General features: G+C 76.6%; 9 protein-coding genes. All 9 read right to left on the bottom strand.

Annotated elements, in window-relative coordinates:
* Nucleotides 1-13: 13 nt before the first annotated feature.
* The 9 genes from ACH4T9_RS16165 to ACH4T9_RS16125 are packed head-to-tail and all read right to left on the bottom strand — an operon-like array spanning nucleotide 14 to nucleotide 17,791.
* On the bottom strand, nucleotides 14-1,834 hold the full coding sequence (locus tag ACH4T9_RS16165; protein ID WP_396672630.1) for a condensation domain-containing protein: 1,821 nt from the start codon (nucleotides 1,832-1,834) through the stop codon (nucleotides 14-16).
* Nucleotides 1,831-4,671, bottom strand: coding sequence for an amino acid adenylation domain-containing protein (locus tag ACH4T9_RS16160; protein ID WP_396672631.1), 2,841 nt, complete (start codon nucleotides 4,669-4,671; stop codon nucleotides 1,831-1,833). Before ACH4T9_RS16160 ends, ACH4T9_RS16165 begins: the two co-directional genes overlap by 4 nt.
* On the bottom strand, nucleotides 4,668-5,534 hold the full coding sequence (locus tag ACH4T9_RS16155; protein WP_396672632.1) for an SDR family oxidoreductase: 867 nt from the start codon (nucleotides 5,532-5,534) through the stop codon (nucleotides 4,668-4,670). The genes ACH4T9_RS16160 and ACH4T9_RS16155 overlap by 4 nt, the downstream gene beginning before the upstream one ends.
* On the bottom strand, nucleotides 5,531-6,232 hold the full coding sequence (locus ACH4T9_RS16150) for a thioesterase II family protein (RefSeq protein WP_396672633.1): 702 nt from the start codon (nucleotides 6,230-6,232) through the stop codon (nucleotides 5,531-5,533). Before ACH4T9_RS16150 ends, ACH4T9_RS16155 begins: the two co-directional genes overlap by 4 nt.
* Nucleotides 6,229-6,984, bottom strand: a complete 756-nt coding sequence (locus tag ACH4T9_RS16145; protein ID WP_396672634.1) for a thioesterase II family protein — start codon at nucleotides 6,982-6,984, stop codon at nucleotides 6,229-6,231. Before ACH4T9_RS16145 ends, ACH4T9_RS16150 begins: the two co-directional genes overlap by 4 nt.
* The gene (locus tag ACH4T9_RS16140) at nucleotides 6,977-12,316 is read right to left on the bottom strand and encodes an amino acid adenylation domain-containing protein (RefSeq protein ID WP_396672635.1); all 5,340 of its coding nucleotides are present in this window, start codon (nucleotides 12,314-12,316) and stop codon (nucleotides 6,977-6,979) included. Before ACH4T9_RS16140 ends, ACH4T9_RS16145 begins: the two co-directional genes overlap by 8 nt.
* A complete protein-coding gene (locus ACH4T9_RS16135) occupies nucleotides 12,313-13,332 on the bottom strand; it encodes a TauD/TfdA family dioxygenase (RefSeq protein ID WP_396672636.1) in 1,020 nt (339 codons plus the stop codon). The genes ACH4T9_RS16140 and ACH4T9_RS16135 overlap by 4 nt, the downstream gene beginning before the upstream one ends.
* Nucleotides 13,329-14,417, bottom strand: a complete 1,089-nt coding sequence (locus tag ACH4T9_RS16130; protein WP_396672637.1) for a TauD/TfdA family dioxygenase — start codon at nucleotides 14,415-14,417, stop codon at nucleotides 13,329-13,331. The genes ACH4T9_RS16135 and ACH4T9_RS16130 overlap by 4 nt, the downstream gene beginning before the upstream one ends.
* Nucleotides 14,414-17,791, bottom strand: a complete 3,378-nt coding sequence (locus ACH4T9_RS16125) for an amino acid adenylation domain-containing protein (RefSeq protein WP_396672638.1) — start codon at nucleotides 17,789-17,791, stop codon at nucleotides 14,414-14,416. Before ACH4T9_RS16125 ends, ACH4T9_RS16130 begins: the two co-directional genes overlap by 4 nt.
* Nucleotides 17,792-18,227: the final 436 nt, after the last annotated feature.

Below are 18,227 nucleotides of genomic sequence, written 5' to 3'. Positions count from 1 at the left end.
CTCGCTCTCCGGCTCACAGGTCGATGTCGATGGTGGAGGCTGCCGGGTCGACGGCGGCCCGCGCGGCGGTCAGCGCGCCGACCGGTCGGCCCGGGTCGGCCAGCACGGCGTCGAGGAGCTCCAGGTACAGGTCGGCGAAGGCGCGCACCGTCGCCGGCAGGAACAGCCCGGCGTGGTACGCCCAGTGCACGCGCAGCGAGTCGGCCCGCTCGTAGACCTGCATGTCCAGGTCGAACATGGCCTGCCCGGTGGGGGCGATGGCCAGCTCCACCGGCCGGCCGAGGAAGTCGACCCGGGCCACCTCGTCGTGCTGCATCGCGAAGAGGGTGTCGAACAGCGGGTGCCGGTGCGGGTCGCGGACCGGCAGCACCGCCTCGACCAGGCTGTCGAACGGGAAGTCCTGGTGGGCGAAGGCGTCCACCACGTCTCGGGCCACCTCGTCGAGCAGCGCCCGGAACGGCGCGTCGGGGCGGACCCGGTGGCGCAGGCAGACGGTGTTGACGAACATGCCCATCGCGGCGTCCAGGCCCGGCGCGCCCCGCCCGGCGACCGGGGTGCCGACGGTGACGTCCGCGCCGCCGGTGGTCGCGCCGCCGGAGCCTGCGCCGCCGGTGGTCGTCGCGAGGAAGGTCACGTAGACCGCGAGCAGCAGTTGGAACAGGGTCACCCCCTCGCGGCGGGCCAGGGCGCGCAGCGCGGCGGTGCGGTCTGCGTCCACGGTGAACTCGACGACCCCGCTGCCGGCGGTCGGCGCCGGCCCGTCGCCCGCCGGCCGGTCGGCGTCGGTGGGCAGCCGGGGCGGGGCGGGCGGGTCGGCGAACCGGCCCAGCCACCAGTCGCGCCCCGGCGGCTCCCGCCCGTCGACCCAGGCCGCGTAGTCGGCGTACTGGGCGGGGACGGGCGGCAGGTCCCGGCCGGCGTAGCGGGCGTCGACCTCGCGCAGCAGCAGGGCCAGGGAGAGCCCGTCGGTGACGATGTGGTGCAGCTCCAGGGCCAGCTCCGGCCCGGCCGGGGTGCGCCGCAGCTCGGCGCGCAGCAGCGGCGGCGCGGCCAGGTCGAACGGGCTGACCGGGACCGGGGCGTCGGCGGGGGCGGGCACCTCGGGCAGCTCGAACGTCACCCCCGCCAGCACCCGCTGCACCGGCCGGCCCGACTCGGTGCCGAACGCGGTGCGCAGGACGTCGTGCCGGGCGATGACGTGCCGGAACGCGCCGGCCAGCCGGCCGGCGTCCACATCGGCCGGCAGCGGCAGCAGCAACGGCAGGTGGTAGGCCACCGACGCCGGGTCACGGGACTGGGCCAGGTACACCCGCCGCTGCTGCGGCGACAGCGGATGCGCCACGCCGGCGGCGGCCGGGGGCAGCGGCGCGGCGGCCCGGGACCGGCGGATCTCGTCGGCGAGGGCGGCCACGGTCGGGTGACGCAGCACGGCGGCCAGCGACACCGCCACCCCGAACACCCGCTGGGCCTCCACCGCCAGCCCGGCGGCCGCCAGGGAGTCCCCGCCCGCGGCGTAGAAGTCGTCGAGGACGCCGAGCTTCGGCACCCCGAGCACCCGCTCCCAGACGCGCACCAGCGCCCGCTCGGTGTCGTCCCGGGGCGGCAGGTACGCCCCGTACCGGTCGTCGGGGGCGACCAGGTCGGCCGGGTCGAGCGAGTCGACCTGGACGACGTGGCGGGGCAGCTCCGCGTCGGTCAGCTCCGCGGCGAGCTGACCGCGCAGCACCAGCGGGTCGAGGTAGTCCTCGGCGACGACGTACACGCAGCCGTCCTTGACGGCCACCTGGCCGACCTGCGGCCAGAGCCGGGCGAGGGTGTCCACGTCGGGGGTCATCGGGCGGCTCCGATCGCCTCGGCCAGCCCGCGCACGGTCTGGTGCAGGTAGAGGTGGCGGGGGGTGAGGTCGGCCAGACCCTGGTCGCGCAGTTCTCTGAGCAGCCGCAGAGCCAGCAGCGAGTTGCCGCCGAGGTCGAAGAAGTTGTCCTCCGGCCCCACCTCGGCGCCGAGGACGCGCTGCCAGATCGCCCGGATCCGCTCGTTCAGCCCCGCGTCGTCGGCCGGCGCGCAGGCCGGTTCGGCGGGAGCGACCGGGGTCGCGGGGGCGGGCAGCCGGGTGGTGTCGAGCTTGCCGTTGGCGGTCAGCGGCAGCGCGGGCAACGCGGTGATCGTCGCCGGGACCATGTAGTCGGGCAGCAGCCGGGCCGCCCGGCGACGCAGCTCGGCCACCGAGCCGGCGGCGTCGGCGAGCACCACGTACGCGTGCAGCCGGGTGTCGGCGGCCTCCGCCCCGGTCTCGACCACCACCGCCACGGCGAGCGCGGCCGGGTCGTCCAGCAACACCTGGCGGATCTCGTCCAGCTCGATCCGGTAGCCGCGCACCTTCACCTGGTTGTCGAGGCGGCCGAGGTGCTCCAGCCGGCCGTCGGGCAGCAGCCGGCCCCGGTCGCCGCTGCGGTACATCCGACCGCCGGAGAACGGGTCGGGCCGGAACCGCTCGGCGGTCAGCTCCGGGCGGTGCAGGTAGCCGTCGGCCACCCCGGCCCCGCCGACGTGGATCTCCCCCGCCGCGCCCGGGGGCAGCAGCCGGCCGGCCGGGTCGAGCACGTACACCCGCCAGCCGGGCAGGGCCCGGCCCACCGACCGGCTGCCGGCCAGGGCGAGCCCCCGGTCGAGGGTCTGCGCGGTGACGTGCACGGTGGTCTCGGTGATGCCGAACATGTTCACCACCCGGCAGTCGGGCTCCGGGTGGCGGTCGTACCAGCCGGTGAGCATCCGGGCGTCGAGCGGCTCGCCGCCGAAGACGACCAGCCGCACGGCGAGCGGGTCGGCGGCCCGCCGGTCCACGTCGAGCAGCTGCGCGAACGCCGACGGGGTCTGGTTGAGCACGGTCACCCGCTCGGCGGCGAGCAGGGCATGGAACTCGCCCGGGGAGCGCACCACCAGGTGCGGGACGACGACCAGGTGCCCGCCGGTGAGCAGGCAGCCCCAGATCTCCCAGACGGAGAAGTCGAAGGCGCTGGAGTGGAACATGGTCCAGGTGTCCTGCGGGCCGAGCCCGAAGTCGGCGGCGGTGGCGTCGACCAGGGCCAGTACGTTGCGGTGCGGGACCCGCACGCCCTTGGGCCGGCCGGTGGAGCCGGAGGTGTAGATGACGTACGCCGGGTCGTCCGGCCCGCCGACGTGCGGCTCCGCCGGGCCGGACCCCTCGGCGGTCGGCCCGTCGCCGAGCCGATCGGCGGGCGGCCCGTCGCCGAGCCGATCGGCGGGCGGCCCGTCGCCGGTCAGCTCGGCGACGTCGACGCCCCCGGCGCCGATCAGCAGTGCGACGCCGGAGTCCTCGACGGTGTAGCGGATCCGGTCGACCGGGTAGGCCGGGTCGACCGGCACGTACGCGGCCCCGGCGCGGAGCACGCCGAGCAGCACCGCGATCAGGTCGACTGAGCGGTCCAGGCAGACCCCGACCCGGTCGCCGGGGGCGACCCCGCGCGCCGCGAGGGCACGGGCCACCCGGCGGGCGCGGTCGTCCAACTCGCCGTACGTCAGCCGCTCGCCGGCGCAGGAGACGGCCGGCGCGTCCGGGCGGGTCGCGCCGTGCCGGGCGATCCGGTCGTGGATGGTGTCCTTCGGGGCGGGCAGCTCGCCGGGGCCCCGGCCCAGGGCGACGATCGCGGCCCGGTCGGCGTCGCCGAGCGGGTCGCAGTCGTCCAGCCGGCGGTCCGGGTCGGCGAGGACCTGCCCGAGGACCCGGACGACCTGGCGGGCGAACGCCTCGACCAGGTCGGCCGCCCACCCGGCCGTGCGGTGGTGGCAGGCGAGGGTGGTGCCGGCCAGGGCCAGGGTGAGCGGCCACACCGGCGCCAGGCAGGGCCGGTACGCGTCGGCGGCGCTGTCCGCGTCGAGCGCGCCCACCTCGACGTCGAGCAGCCCGGCCGGCGCCGGGGTCCCGGGGGCCGGCCAGGGCGACCCGGGCCCCGCCGTGGCGAGCAGGTCGCGGGCGTTGCCGTCCATCGGCACCGCGACGACGGTCAGCCGCTCGCCGACGACCGCGCCGACCCGGGGCCGACGCACCCCCCGGTACCGGGCCAGCACCGCGCCGACGGCGGCGAGCAGGGCGGTCAGGTCGGTGCCGGTCGGGACGGCGACGGTGTGCACGGCGGTCCGGTCCACCCCGGGGTCGCCGCGCAGCCACCCGGCGTCGCCCACGTCGTCCGCGTCGCCCGCGGCGTCGCCGGCCGGCAGCTCAACGGCCGGCGCGTCAACGGCGATGGTGGGGTCGGCGATGGCGGGATCGGTGAGGGCGGAGCCGACGATGGTGAGTTCGGTGCGCTGGGTGAGTTCGGTGAGCAGGGCGCCGAGGCGGTGCCGGCCGACGGCGTGCCGGCGGGCGACCAGCACCAGGTCGGCGCCGTCGTCGTGACGCAACAGCACCGCCCGCAGGTCGGGCCCGCCGGACGGCAGGGGCCGGGCCAGCTCGGCGTCCCGGCGGGTCGACGCGAGCCCCGCCGGGACCCGCTCGACCCACAGCCGCCCCGCGGCCAGCCGGTGCCGCCGGGTGACGGTGGCGAACCGGTCGGCCAACCGGTCGGAGTCGGCGTCGGCGGCCAGCCGGACGGCCGCCGCGTGGCACAGCCGCGCCGGGTCCGGGTGCTGTGCACTGTGCTGGGCGCTCATCGGGTGGTGAACCCCCCGTCGACGGTGATGACGGCACCGGTGACCTGCGCCGACTCGTCGGAGGCGAGCCAGAGTGCAGCCTGCGCCACCGACCCGGGCTCGATCAGCGCGTTCATCGGCTGGGCCTGCACGAAGGTCTCCTCGTGCTCGGCGACCGGCACCTCCAGCGACCGGGCGATCTCGGCGAGCATCCGGCCCTCCACGTGCGGGTCGTCGCGGACCGAGCCGGGGCACAGCGCGTTGACCCGCACCTTCAGCGGGGCGTAGTCGAGCGCGGCGGCGCGGGTCAGCCCGACCAGTCCGTGCTTGGCGGCGACGTAGCCGGCGAAGTGCCGGTAGCCGACCAGGCCGGCGGTGGAGGCGACGTTGACGATGCTGCCGGCGCGCTGCCGGCACATCACCTCGCCGACCGCGCTGATCATCCGCCACGGCCCGGACAGGTCGACGTCCAGCATGAGCTGCCACTCGGCCTCGGTGATCTCGTGCGTCGGCTTGCCCGACGGCGCGGCGATGCCGGCGTTGTTGACCAGCACGTCCACCCGGCCGAACCGGTCCAGGCACAGCGCCACGGCGGCCCGGACGGCGGCGGAGTCCCGCACGTCGGTCCGCACCGGGTACGCGGCCACCCCGTACCCGGCGCACAGGTCGGCGGTGTGCGCGAGCTGGCTGGCCGAGCCGAGCGGGTACGGCACCCCGGGCAGGTCGGCGGCCAGGTCGACGAGGACCACGTCCGCGCCCTGGGCGGCGAACGCGACCGCGCAGGAGCGGCCCAGCCCCCGGGCCGCGCCGGTGACGATGGCGGTCTTGCCGGCCAGCCGGTCGCCGGTGACCACCGGAGCGGGCCGGGTCGGCGCGTCGGTCATCCCGCCAGCTCCCGCCGGACCAGGTCGAGCAGGGCCGCCGGGGAGTCGGCCAGGTACATGTGGCCGCCGGGCAACCGCTGCGCGGCGAACCCGGCCGAGGTGACCCGCTCCCAGCCGATCAGCGCGGCGTCCGGGACGAGGGCGTCGTCCTCGCCGCGCAGCGCGGTGACCGGCACCTCGATCCGCTTGTCGGACGCCGGCCGGTACGTCTCGTGCAGCTCCACGTCGGCGCGCAGCCCGGGCAGCAGCAGCTCCCGCATGTCCGGGTCCTCCAGGGCCGGGTGGGTGTAGCCGGCGAACTCCTCCACCCGGGCGACGAACTCGCCGTCGGGCAGGTCGGCGGCGGTGCGGTCCCGGCCCGACCAGGGGTCGGGCGAGCCGCTGACGAACAGGTGCGCCACGGTCACCCCGGCCGTCCCGGTCAGCCGGCGGGTCATCTCGTACGCCAGGACCGCGCCCATGCTGTGCCCGAACAGGGCCACCCGGTCCGCACCGGCGACCAGTTCCAGCACCTCGTCGAGCAGCCCGTCGACGGCCTGCTCCATCCGGCGGTAGGGCTCCTCGACGAACCGCTTCTCCCGCCCCGGCAGCGACACCGGGGCGACCTCCAGCTCGGGCGGGGCGAGGCGACGCCACGGTTGGTACACCGACGCGCCCGCGCCGGCGTACGGGAAGCAGAGCAGTGTCGTGCGGGTCAAGACGACTCCTTGCCGGCGAGGGCGGACCGGACGGCGCGCAGCAGCCCGGCATCGGCCCGGGCGAGCAGGTCGTGCCCGCCGGGAACGGTCAATATGGTGCAGCCGGCGGTGGTCAGGTCGGCCCAGGCCGCCGCCTGCGTCGCCGGCACGTGCGGGTCGGCGTCGCCGACGATCGCGGTGACCGGGACGCCCACCGGGTCCGGGTCGCGCAGCCGGTAACTGCGGCCCAGCTCGAAGTCGGCGCGGGCCGCCGGCAGCGCCGCCGCGGCCAGTTCCGGGTGCCCGGCGACCGCCGGTGGCATGGTGCCCAGCGCCACCAGCTCGGCGAGGAACGCGGCGTCGTCCATGGCGGACCAGTCCGGCTCGACGCCGGCCCGGTGCGGGGGCACCGCCGAGGAGACCACCAGCAGGTCGGCGGGGCGGTGACCGCGCCGGGCCAGCCGCCGGACCAGCTCGAACGCCACGTACGCGCCGAGGCAGTCGCCGTAGACGGCGTACGGGCGGTCCAGGTGGGGGGCGAGGGCCGCCTCCAGGGCCTGCACCAGCGGGGTCATCCGGCGGGGCGCCGGCTCGTCGGCCCGTTCCCGCCGGCCCGGGTACTGCACGGCGTTGACCTCGACGGACCGGGGCAGCCCGGCCCGCCAGGTCTCGAACGCCCCCGCGTTGCCGCCCGCGTACGGCAGGCAGAACAGTCGCAGCGCGGGGCGGGGCACCGGCGCGCGGACCACCAGCCAGGGCGTGTGCTCAGCCATGCCGGGCCACCCGGTCGACGAGCGCCCCGAAGTCGTCCAGGGCGACGAACTCGGCCAGGGTCAGATCGCTGCCGTAGCGCTGCCGCAGCCCGGCGACCAGCCGCAGGGCGCGAAGCGAGTCCCCACCGGCGGCGGCGAACCCGGTGTCGTCGGAGCGCGGCGACACCCCGACGACCTCCCGCCACAGCCCGGCGACGCGGGCGGACCAGCGGGACCGGGCATCGGTGGGCACCGCCTCGGTCGACCCGAGCGGCGGCAGCGGCGCGGTCGGGTCCGTGGCCAGCAGCCGGGTGAACGTCCCGGCGATCCGGTCGGCCCAGTCGTCGTCGAAGCGCCGGCCGTCGTACTGGAGGGTGAGAGCGAGCCGGCCGGTGTCCGGGGCCACCTCGACGTCGACGGCGAGGCTGAACGCGACGTCGACGGTGATCCCCCGGCTGGCCACGATCCGGGGGCCGGCGGCGTCGGCGGCGGCGTGGAAGTGGGTGTAGTTGAAGAAGCTGTCGAAGCGGGGGCCGGTGCCGCCGGCCCGGACGATCTCGGCGAGCGGGAACCGGTGATGGCCCATCAGGGACCGCTCGGCGTGCCACGCGTCGCCGGCCAGCTCGGCCAGCGGCCGGTCGCGCAGGGTCGCGGTGACCGGCAGGGTGTTGAGGAACAGCCCGAGGGTGGCGTCGCTGCCCTCGCCCTCGGGCCGGCCGCCGACCACCAGGCCCGAGACCACCTCGTCCCGGCCGGTCGTCTCGCCGAGCGCCCGCAGGTGCACCGCCAGCAGGTACGCCTTCACCGGCACCCCGGCCGCGCGGGCGGCCCCGGTGACCCGGTCGGTGACGGCCGGCTCCAGCGGCACCCGCCGGGTGACGGTGATCCGGGGGGCCGGGCCGCCGAGCAGCAGCGGCGCCGCCGCCCCGGCGCCGTCCAGCCAGAACCGGCGGGCGGCCGGGTCGGCGAGGGCGGCCCGCTCGGCGGCGACGTAGGCGCGGAACGGCAACGTCGCCGGGGCCGGCGCGGACCGGCCGGCGCGGCGCCGGTCGTGGTCGGCCAGCAGGGCGCGGACGAACGCCTCCAGGCTCCAGCCGTCGAGGACGCCGTGGTGCTCGGCGACGACCAGGGTGAACCCGTCGGCGCCCTCGTCGAGGGCGTACAGCCGGACCAGCGGCGGGCGGGCGACGTCGAACGGTCGGGTCCGCTCGGCCTCGATCAGGGCGTCGATCCGGGCCCGCCGGGTCTCCTCGTCGGCCCCGGCCAGGTCGTGCACCGGCACCTCGACCGGCACGTCGGCGTGCACCAGTTGCAGCGGTTCGGCGTACCCGCCGGGGGCGAAGCCGGTGCGCAGCACCGGGTGCGCGGCCACCAGGGCGGCGAACGCGGCCCGCAGCGCGTCGGCGTCGAGCGGCGCGTCGACCCGGTGCGCGGTGACGTTGTGGTACGTCGCCGGGTCGCCGGTCAGCTCGCAGTGGTAGAGCATGCCCTGTTGCAGCGCCGTCATCGGGTACGCGTCGACCACCCCGGCCGGTAGCCGGTCCCGGTCGGCGGCGGCCAGCAGCGCGAACGCCTCCGCGTCGGGAGTCTCGGCAGCCGGCTGGCCGGCGGCGTCGCCCGCCCCGGCGTCCGGGTCGGCGAGGCTGATCTCGCCGTGCTCGACCAGCTCCCGGATCGACTGGTGGACGAAGATGTCCCGCAGCCGGAACGACAGGCCCCGCCGGTTGGCCGCAACCTGCATCTGGATGCTGCGGATCGAGTCGCCACCGAGGGCGAAGAAGCTCTCGGTCACCCCGACCGTCGGCACGCCGAGCACCTCCCGCCACGCCTCGACGAGGATCTCCTCGGCGCGGTTGGCGGCGGCCACCTGCGGACCGGCGGGCCGACGGCCCAGCTCGGGGGCCGGCAGGGCGGCCCGGTCGAGCTTGCCGTTGCGGGTCAGCGGCAGCGCGTCGAGGACCACCACGGCGGCCGGGACCAGGTGCGCCGGCAGCCGGTTGGCCAGCCACCCGGCGAGCCGGTCCGCCAGCGGCTCGCCGCCGGCCGGTTCGGGGGCGGTGACCACCGGGCGGGGGTCGTCGGCGTACTCGGGACGCACGGCGTGCAGGGTGTACCGGTCGGTGCCGACGAGCAGGTCGTCCTGGCGGGTGACCACGTCGAAGCCGCGTTCCTCGAAGAAGGCGATCAGCTCGTCGAGGCGGCCCTCGGTGGCGGTGCCGACGCCGTCGTGCACCTCCATCGCGACCTGGTCGATCAGCGGCCAGTGCCGATCGTGCAGGCCGGCGAGCACGTCCGCCTCGGCCCGCTGCACGTCGATCTTCAGCAGGTCGATGCGCTCGGGGGCCACCTCGTCGATCACGTCGGACAGCGACCGGACGTCCACGGTCAGCGTGTCACCGGCGAACCGCTCCTGGAGCAGCTCGTCGACCCGGTCGAGCAGGGCGTCCCGGTCGGCCTCGCCCCGGTCCCGCTCGTTGGTCAGGAACCGCTTGATGACGGCCCGCTCGGCGTCCGGGTCGGCGTACTCGGCGTGGCCGGACATCATGGCGTAGCCGGGGTAGTAGGTGAAGCTCACCTGCCCGGGGCCGGCGGCGAGCCCGTACGGGTGCACGGTGGCCGGGACGCCGAAGGCGGCCACGTTGCGGCGCAGAGCGTCGGCCACCGACGGCACCGGCTCGAACGCGTGGATGGTGGCGTCCGGGCAGACGGCGTGCGCGAACAGGGAGAACATGCCGATGTTCGCGCCGACGTCGAAGATCGTGGCGCCCTGGCGCAGCACCACCCCGTCGCGCAGGTAGACCTGCTGGACGAAGATCTCGTCGTACAGGTAGCGGGTCTCGTGCGGGTTGATCCCGACGACCCGGTCCACGTCGACCGTCATGCCCGCCTCGGCCGGGGTGACGTAGCCGACCAGCCGGGCGCCGTGCCCGTCGTCGTCGCGGGCCACCACGGCGGCGTCGGCGACCCCCGGGTGCTGACGCAGGGCGGCGGCGACCTCCCCCGGTTCGATCCGGAAGCCGTTGACCTTGACCTGGTCGTCGAGCCGGCCCAGGTACGCCAGCCGCCCGTCGGCGTCGAAGCGCACCCGGTCGCCGGTGCGGTAGACCCGCTCGGCGCGTCCCGACGGCAGGGTCACCGTGACGAACCGGCGGGTGGTGGTCTCCGGGTCGCCGAGGTAGCCGTCGGCGAGCTGGGGGCCGCTGAGGCACAGCTCGCCGGCCACCCCGGGCGGCACCGGGCGGAGCTGCCCGTCGAGCACCCACGCCCCCACCCCGGGCAGCGGCCGACCGATGGTCGGCGCGACCCCGGCGGTGATCTCGGCGGCGGTGGCGTCCACCGTGCACTCGGTCGGGCCGTACAGGTTGACCGCGCGCACCCCGGGCAGCCCGGCGAGGGCGTCCCACAGGTCGGGTGCGATCGCCTCGCCGCCGAGCAGCAGCAGCCCCGGCAGCCGGGTCCGGCCCGTGGCCACCCCGTCGGCGGCGAGCAGGATGCGAAGCTGCGACGGGGTCAGGTCGAGCACGTCGACTGCGTTGGTGGCGAGCACGGCGGCCAGCTCGGCGCCGTCGCGGCGGGCCTCCTCCGGCACCAGGTACAGGCTGCGGCCGTGGCCGAGCTGGACGAGCTGCTTGATCGAGGCGTCGAAGGTCAGCGGGGCGTTCACCGCGACCCGGGCCCCGGCCGGGGTGCCGGCGTACACGGTGCGTTCCAGGGCGTGTGCCAGGTGGGCGGCGGCGCCGTGCGAGACCTGCACCGGGCGCGGGGCCCCGGTGGAGCCGGAGGTGAAGATGACGTACGCCGGGTCGGCCGGCCGGGGGGCGGGCACCGCGGCGGTGGCGGCGGTGGCCGCCAGCTCGGCGACGTCCACGGCCGGCACGTCCCCGACGGCCCGGTCGCCGAGCACCAGGCCGGCGTCGACCGCGCGGACCAGGCCGGCGAGCCGCTGCGCCGGGGCGGCCGGGTCCAGCGGTACGTACACCGCACCGGCCCGCAGCACGCCGAGAAACCCGACGATGGTGTCCCGAGACCGGGTGGCCAGCACGCCGACCCGCCGGCCGCCGTGCAGGCCACGCTCGACCAGGCCGGCGGCGACCCCGGCGGACAGTTCGCGCAGCTCCCCGAAGGTGTACGCCCCGTCGGCGGCGACCACCGCCTCGGCGTCCGGGTCGGCGGCGGCGAGCCCGTCGTCGAGCAGCTCGGCGAGGGTGCGGGTGGGCGCGTCGGACGCGCTGCCTGCGGCCTCGACCAGCCAGCCCGCCTCGGCCGCGCCGAGCAGGGCCAGCGGGGTGCCGTCGGTCAGCGCGCCGGGCAGCGTGCCGAGGACGGCGAGCAGCCCGTCGCGCAGCGCCCGGCCGCCGGTCACCCGCAGGGTCACCGCGTCCGAACCGCACACGGCGGTCAGGTGCGGGCCGGCGGGCGGTGGCGGGACGGCGACCTCCACGGCGGTGGCGCCGAGGTCGGCCAGGGTCGACGGGGCGACTGCCGGCACGGCGGCGAAGCCGGCCACCGCGTCGGAGTCGAGGCCGACCGGCTCCAGCAGGTGGAACGCCTCCTCGGCCGGGCGCTCCGCGACGCGTACCTCGTCGAGGAGCTGCTTGGGCGCGGCCGGCAGGGGCAAACTGAGCCGGACCGGCGCGTAGCCGCCCAGCGGCCCGACCACGGCGGCGGTCCCGTCGGCATGCCGGCCGTCGGTCCACCGGGCGAGCACCAGCTCGGCGTCGTCGGCCCCGGCGGGCGGCTCGGCCCGGCGGGACAGGGTCAGCGCCCACGCGGCGAGCAGCAGGCTGGGCACGCCCACCCCGGCGGCCCCGGCGGCGGCGGCCAGCGGGCCGAGCGGCACGTCCGCCTCCGCCGGCCCGTCGTCGGCGTCGCCGTGCGGGGCGACCAGCCGGGCGGCCGGCGCGGCGGGGGCCGCCGACGGCTGCGCCTCCTGGCGTTCGCCGAGCTGCCACTCGGAGACGTCGAGGAACTGCAACCCGTCCGGGTCGTCGGCGAGGCCCTGCCCGGCGTACGCGGCGGCCAGGTCGGCCAGCACCAGCCGCAGGCTCGCCGGGTCGGCGAGCAGCGGGGTGGCGGCCAGCTCCAGGGTGTCGTCGGTGAGGGTCACCGACAGCTCGCCGGCCGCGCCGACGGTGACCGACCGGGCGTCGTCGACGTCCTGCAACGGCACCCGCAGGCCGGGGTGGTGCACCAGGGTCAGCCGCAGCGCCTCGTGCCGGGCGACCACCGCGTCCACGGCGGCCTGCAGGCGCGCGGCGTCCAGCGGCCGGTCCAGCCGGACCTGGGCCCGGACCAGCTCCCGCGCGCCGGTGTAGGCGAGCCGCTGGACCGGGGAGAGTCGGTAACCGTTCACACCACGCTCCGGTTGACGTAGAGGTCGGACATGGCGACCAGGATCTGCCGGTCGCCGGAGAAGGGCTCCCGGCCGTGGGTGGCGAGGAAGTTGTCCACCACCAGCACGTCGCCGCGCTGCCACGGGACGGAGACGGCGTGCTCGCGGTACAGGTCGCGGATGCCGGCGACCACCTCGTCGTCGATCGGGCTGCCGTCGCCGTGGTACGCGTTGCGGGGCAACCCCTCCGGGCCGTACTCGCGCAGCAGGGCGGCGGCGACCTCGGCCGGCAGGTTCGAGGAGTGGAACAGGTGGGCGTGGTTGAACCACACGGTCTCGCCGGTGCGCGGGTGGGTGGCGGTGGCCTGTCGGCGGGCGCGGGTGCGCAGCCCGTCGTCGCCGAGCCAGGTGAACTCGGTCGCCGACGCGGCACAGTACGCCTCCACCTCGGCCCGGTCGGTGGTCTGGAACGCCTCCTGCCAGGGCAGGTCCAGGTGCGGACCGTAGTTGCGCACGTAACACAGGCCGTCGCGGGTGAACCGCTCGCGCACCTGCGCCGGGATCCGTGGGGTCACCACCCGCTCGCTGGCCAGCGGGGTGGCGCCGCCGTCGCCGGTGGCCGGCTGGGCGCACCAGAAGTACAGGTGGGTGGGCCAGTTGTGCGAGTACGACATCTCGTGGTGCAGCGGGATCCACTGTTCGGCGTTGAACTCGGTGGAGGTGAAAACCCGGTCGGCGACCTCGTTGCGGGGTGCGGCCCGCTCCAGGTAGCCGAGCAGGTCCGGGGTGACGGCGCGGGCGGCGCGGCTGAAGTCGTCGGGGCTGCCCACCTCGAAGCCGCGGAAGAAGACCGCGCCGTACGAGTCGAGGTCGCGCAGCAGCTCGTCGTGGCGCCCGGCGAGCCAGCCGGCGAGGTCGAGGTCCGGCACGGTGGCCTCGACCAGCAGCACGAACGTGTCGTCGACCAGCACCCGGCGGGTGACCGGCGCGGTGGCGGCGGCGCCCGCGCCGCGGCGGCGCGGTCCCGGCCCGCTCACGACCGGTCCCCCGTCGTCGCCGTGCCCGCCGGGACGGACGCTGCCCCGGGCACGGGGGACGCGGCCTCGGGGGCGGCGAACGGGTCGGACATCGCGGTGAGGATCCGCCGGGGCGGCGTGAACGGCTCCCGGGCGTGCGCGGCGAGCATGTTCTCCACCAGCAGCACGTCCCCGCGCCGCCAGGGGAACGACCGGGTCTCGGCCGCGTACGCGGCGCGCAGCTCGGCGAGCACGTCGTCGCCGATCGGGGTTCCGTCGCCGTACGCGGTCTGGTAGGGCAGGTCCTCCTCGGCGAGCGCCCGGCGCAGCCCGGCGCTCACCTCCTCGGGCAGGGAGGTGACGTGGAAGAACAGCGCGTGGTTGAACCAGGTGCGCTCCCCGGTGACCGGGTGCTCGCGTACCGCCGGGCGGACCTGCCGGGTGCGTAGCTGCTCGTCGCCGACCCACCGCACCTCGATCGCCGACCGGGCGCAGTACGCCTCCACCTCGGCGCGGCTGTCGGTCTGGAACGCGGTCTGCCAGGACAGGCTGATCCCGGGCAGGTAGTTGCGCTGGTAGCCGACGCCGCCCCGGCGTTCGAACTCCGCGACGGTGGCCGGGCTCAGCCGGGCCAGCACCCGCCGGCTGTCCGCCAGCGGGGTGCGCCCACCCGCGGCCGGCTCGGTCTCGCAGAAGAACACGATCCGCAACGGCCAGTTCAGCGTGTACGACTGCTCGTTGTGCAGCACGATCGGCTGGTCGGCGGGGTGCTCGGTGGAGGTGTACACGCCCTCGGTGACCTCGCTGCGCGGCGAGGAGCGTTCGCCGTAGCTGAGCACGTCGCCGGAGAGGGCGGCCATCGCGGTGCGGAAGTCGGCGGCGTCGGCCACGGCGAAGCCCCGGAACAGGACGGCGGCGTGCCGCCGGGCCAGCTCGTCGACGGTGGCCCGGTTCCCGGCCAGCCAGGTCGCCAGGTCGAGGTCGGGCAGGTTGGCCTGGACGAGGACCGGCAGCGGCCCGCCGGGCCAGTCGGGACGCACGTCGACCACGGCTCGTTCCCGGTTGCGGCGTGGGATCACCGGCGCCACCCGGATCTGCTCAGTCATCTCTCGTTCCCCCAAGGGTCATCGACACACTCGGCGAGGCTGCGCTGCGGGTCGGTGGCCGCCCGGCGCAGCACCTCGGTGAAGCGGCGGTGCCATGCGGTGACGCGCCCGCCGTCGAACAGGTCGGTGCGGTAGGTCCAGAGCGCTTCCAGGTCGCCCCGGCGCTCGTCCAGCCAGAGGGTCAGGTCCAGCCGGGCGGCGTCCGGCGCGAGTTCCACCCCGGCGAAGTCCAGCCCCCAGGAGCCGTTCCAGCTCGCCGCCGGGGCGTTCTGCACGCCGAAGGCGACCTGGACGAGAGGGCTGCGGTGCGGGTGGCGGGCCGGCCGCAGCCGCTCCACCACGGCATCGAACGGCACGTCCTGGCGGGCGGCGGCGGACAGGGCGGCGTCGCGGGCCTCGGCGAGCAGGTCGGCGAAGGACCGGCCCGGCGCGGGACGCAGCCGCAGCGGCATGGTGTTGACGAAGCAGCCGATGCTCTCCTCGGCCGGCACGCTGGTCCGGCCGGCGAAGGCCGTGCCGACGAGCAGGTCGGTGCGCCCGGTCCTCGCGCCGAGCAGGGTGGCGAAGGCGGCCAGGCCGACCATGTAGAGGCTGGCCCGGTGCGCCCGGGCGAGCCGCCGGACGGCGTCGGCGGTGTCGGGGTCGACCGGAACGCGCAGGCTGGCCCCGTCGGGCCGGTCCGTGGCCCCGGCTCCCCGCCCATCGGTCGGGCCCTCGGTCGGGCCTGCGGGCGGGCGGGCGGGCGGGCCCTCGGCTGGGCGGGCGGCGTCGGGGGTGGCCGGGCGGGCGGCGAGGTCGAGCAGGGTGGGCGCGCCGCGCAGCCCGGCGACGACCTCGTCGAGGGCCCGGCGGCCGGCCGGACCGGCCAGCCAGTCCCGCTGCGCCAGCGCGAAAGCGGCCGGGCCGGGCGCGGGGTGGGCGGCCCACGGCGGCCGGGGCCGGGTGACCCGCACGGCCGCCTCACGCTCGCTGTCGTAGCAGCGGCCGAGGTCGCGGACGAGGACGCTGAACGACCAGTCGTCGCAGACGATGTGGTGGGCGACCAGCAGCAGCGCGAAGCGCCGCCGCCCGTCGCCGACCAGGTGGGCGCGCAGCAGCGGCCCCGCGGCCAGGTCCATCGGGGTGCGGGCGCTGGTCGCGGCGATCCGGGCGACCCGCTCGGCCAGCGGCACCCCCGGCAGGGGCGCCTCGATGACCAGATCCACCTGCGGGTCGTCGTGCACCCGCTGGACCGGGCCGGCCGCAGAGCCGGGAAAGACGATGCGCAGCGCGGGGTGCCGGGCGACCACCCGGCGCAGGGCCCGGGCCAGCGCCGCCCGATCCACCGGCCCGTGCAGCTCGACCACGTAGGACACCAGGTACGAGGTGTCGGTGGGGTCGAGCTGGTGCAGGAACCACAGCCGGCGCTGTGCCGCCGACAGTGGTGCGTCCGCCTCCTCCGCCGTCCCGGCGGTCGGCCCGTCCATGGTGGCGGCGGACCATCCGGTGGTCGCGGGGGCGGTCCCCGGCCCGGCCCCCGTGGACGCCGCTGTGTTCTCTGCGGACACCGGGCCACCCCCCAAATCCCCCGGGCGGCGGGAGGTGGGCGGCCGGGCGGCGAGGTGAGCGGCGAGGGCGGCCACCGTGGGGTGGTCGAAGAGCGCGGCCGGCGGCACCGGGACGCCGGTGACGGCGGTGAGCCGGGCCGCGCACCGTACCGCCAGCAGGGAGTCGCCGCCGAGGTCGAAGAAGTCGGCGGCCGGCCCGGTGACCGGCACGCCGAGCACGTCACGCCACACGGCGGCCACCTCGCCGGCCGGGCCGGCGTCGCCCGCGTCGAAGTCAGCCGTGGCGGGAGCGGCATCGGGATCAGCCCAGGTCGGCGCGGGCAGGGCCGCCCGGTCGATCTTGCCGCTCGGCGTGGTGGGCATCCGGTCCAGCCAGACCACCACGGCCGGCACCATGGGGGCGGGCAGCCGCTCGCGCAGCCGGGCCGGCACGTCGTCGCGGCGCTGGCCGACCAGGTAGCCGACCAGCACCGGGTCGCCGCTCGGCCCGGTGCGCACCGCAGCGGCGGCCTCGCGTACGCCGGGCAGGGCGGCGAGGGCGGCGCCGACCTCGCCCAGCTCGATCCGGTGCCCGCGCAGCTTCACCTGGTCGTCGAGGCGGCCGAGGAACTCCAGTTGCCCGTCGGGGCGCAGCCGTACCCGGTCCCCGGTGCGGTACATCCGGTCGCCGGGGCGGAACGGGTCGTCGAGGAAGCGGGCCGCGGTCTCCTCGGGGCGGCCGAGGTAGCCCCGGGCCAGGCCGGCGCCGGCCAGGTGCAGCTCGCCGGGGGCGCCGGACGGAACGGGCACGCCGTCGGTGTCGAGCACGTACGTCCGGGTGTGCGGCAGCGGCCGACCGATCGGCGGCGCTGTCTCGTCGGCGGCGACCTCCGCCCAGGTCGAGTAGGTGGTGTCCTCGGACGGGCCGTACAGGTTGAGCAGCCGACGTACCCCCGGGCGGGCCAGGACCCGGGCGGCGAGGGCGGCGGTCAACGGCTCGCCGGCCAGGCAGACGGTGCGCACGCCGGGCGGCAGTGCGTCGGCGGCGAGCAGCTCGCTCATCGCCGAGGGGACGGTGTTGACCAGGGTGACCGGCAGCCGGGCGGCGTCCGGGGCGGCGAGCGCTAGGACGTTGTCGACCAGCACGACCCGCCCGCCCCAGCAGAGCGGCCCGAAGATCTCGAAGATCGACAGGTCGAAGCAGACGCTGGTGGCGGCGAGCATGCCGCCGAGTTCCTCGTCGGCGAAGGCGGACCGGATCCAGTGCATCAGCACCGAAGCGGAGCGGTGCTCGACGGCCACCCCCTTGGGGCGGCCGGTGGAGCCGGACGTGTAGATCACGTAGGCCAGGTCCGACGGGGCACCACCGACGTCGGGACGGTCGGCCGGCTGGTCGGCGAGGTCGAGGGCGTCCAGCGGCAGCGCCGCGTCGCCGAACCGGTCGGCGAGGCCGGAGCGGGTGAGCACCACCCGGGCACCCGAGTCCTCGGTCATGAACGCCACCCGGGCCGGCGGGTACGCCGGGTCGAGCGGGACGTACGCCGCGCCGGCCTTGAGTACGGCGAGCAGCGCGACGACCAGGTCGACATCGCGGGTGAGGCAGACGCCGACCCGGTCCTGCCCGGTGACGCCCCGGGCGAGCAGGGCCCGGGCGAGCCGGTTGGCGGACTCGTCGAGTTGACGATAGGTCAGCGAGCGGTCGCGGTGGCGCACCGCCTCCGCGTCGGGGGTCCGTTCCACCTGGGACTCGACCATCCGGTGCAGACAGTCGACGATGACCGGGGTGCCGGAGGCGCGGGGGGTGGTGGACCGACGGACCGGTCCGGTGGACCGGACGGAGGTGGTCACTCCCGTCCGCGATTCGTCGTACGCATGCAGCCAAACACCGAACGCCCCCAAGGATCGTGACGGTACGTGTGCTCCGGATGACCCCTCGGCAGGTCAGCGCCTCGGGCCCTTCACGCTCTGCTACTTAAAGCGATCAATTGATCGCTCTCCGGTGAGAGGTTCCACGAGCATCGACGGCACTGCCAAGAGCCCTCCCGAAATACGGGACGGTGGTGGCGAAACCCGGAACGGGGGTGTTGAGCCGCGCACCCGGGCCGACGATCACCCCCAAGGCTTTCACCAGCGCCGATGCCCGCCCGCGCGACCCTCCGCCCGCCTCCGCCGGGGCCACTCCTGTCAGGAAGACGCCATCGGCCGTGGGACCTTGATCACTCGGGCCGGCGGTGTCCCCCGAGGCCGCGACCTGCGGGGAGGGATACGACATGCCGGATACGCC

The organism is Micromonospora sp. NPDC020750 (genome assembly GCF_044334565.1).
Lineage (GTDB): Bacteria > Actinomycetota > Actinomycetes > Mycobacteriales > Micromonosporaceae > Micromonospora.
Note: the sequence above shows the minus strand (reverse complement) of the source record. Positions and strands in the feature narration are given on the sequence as shown.

Bases quoted from the DNA above. Each gene is read 5' to 3' on its own strand.
- ACH4T9_RS16165 (WP_396672630.1), bottom strand. From the start codon at position 1,834: ATGACCCCCGACGTGGACACCCTCGCCCGGCTCTGGCCGCAGGTCGGC.
- ACH4T9_RS16160 (WP_396672631.1), bottom strand. From the start codon at position 4,671: ATGAGCGCCCAGCACAGTGCACAGCACCCGGACCCGGCGCGGCTGTGC.
- ACH4T9_RS16155 (WP_396672632.1), bottom strand. From the start codon at position 5,534: ATGACCGACGCGCCGACCCGGCCCGCTCCGGTGGTCACCGGCGACCGG.
- ACH4T9_RS16145 (WP_396672634.1), bottom strand. From the start codon at position 6,984: ATGGCTGAGCACACGCCCTGGCTGGTGGTCCGCGCGCCGGTGCCCCGC.
- ACH4T9_RS16130 (WP_396672637.1), bottom strand. From the start codon at position 14,417: ATGACTGAGCAGATCCGGGTGGCGCCGGTGATCCCACGCCGCAACCGG.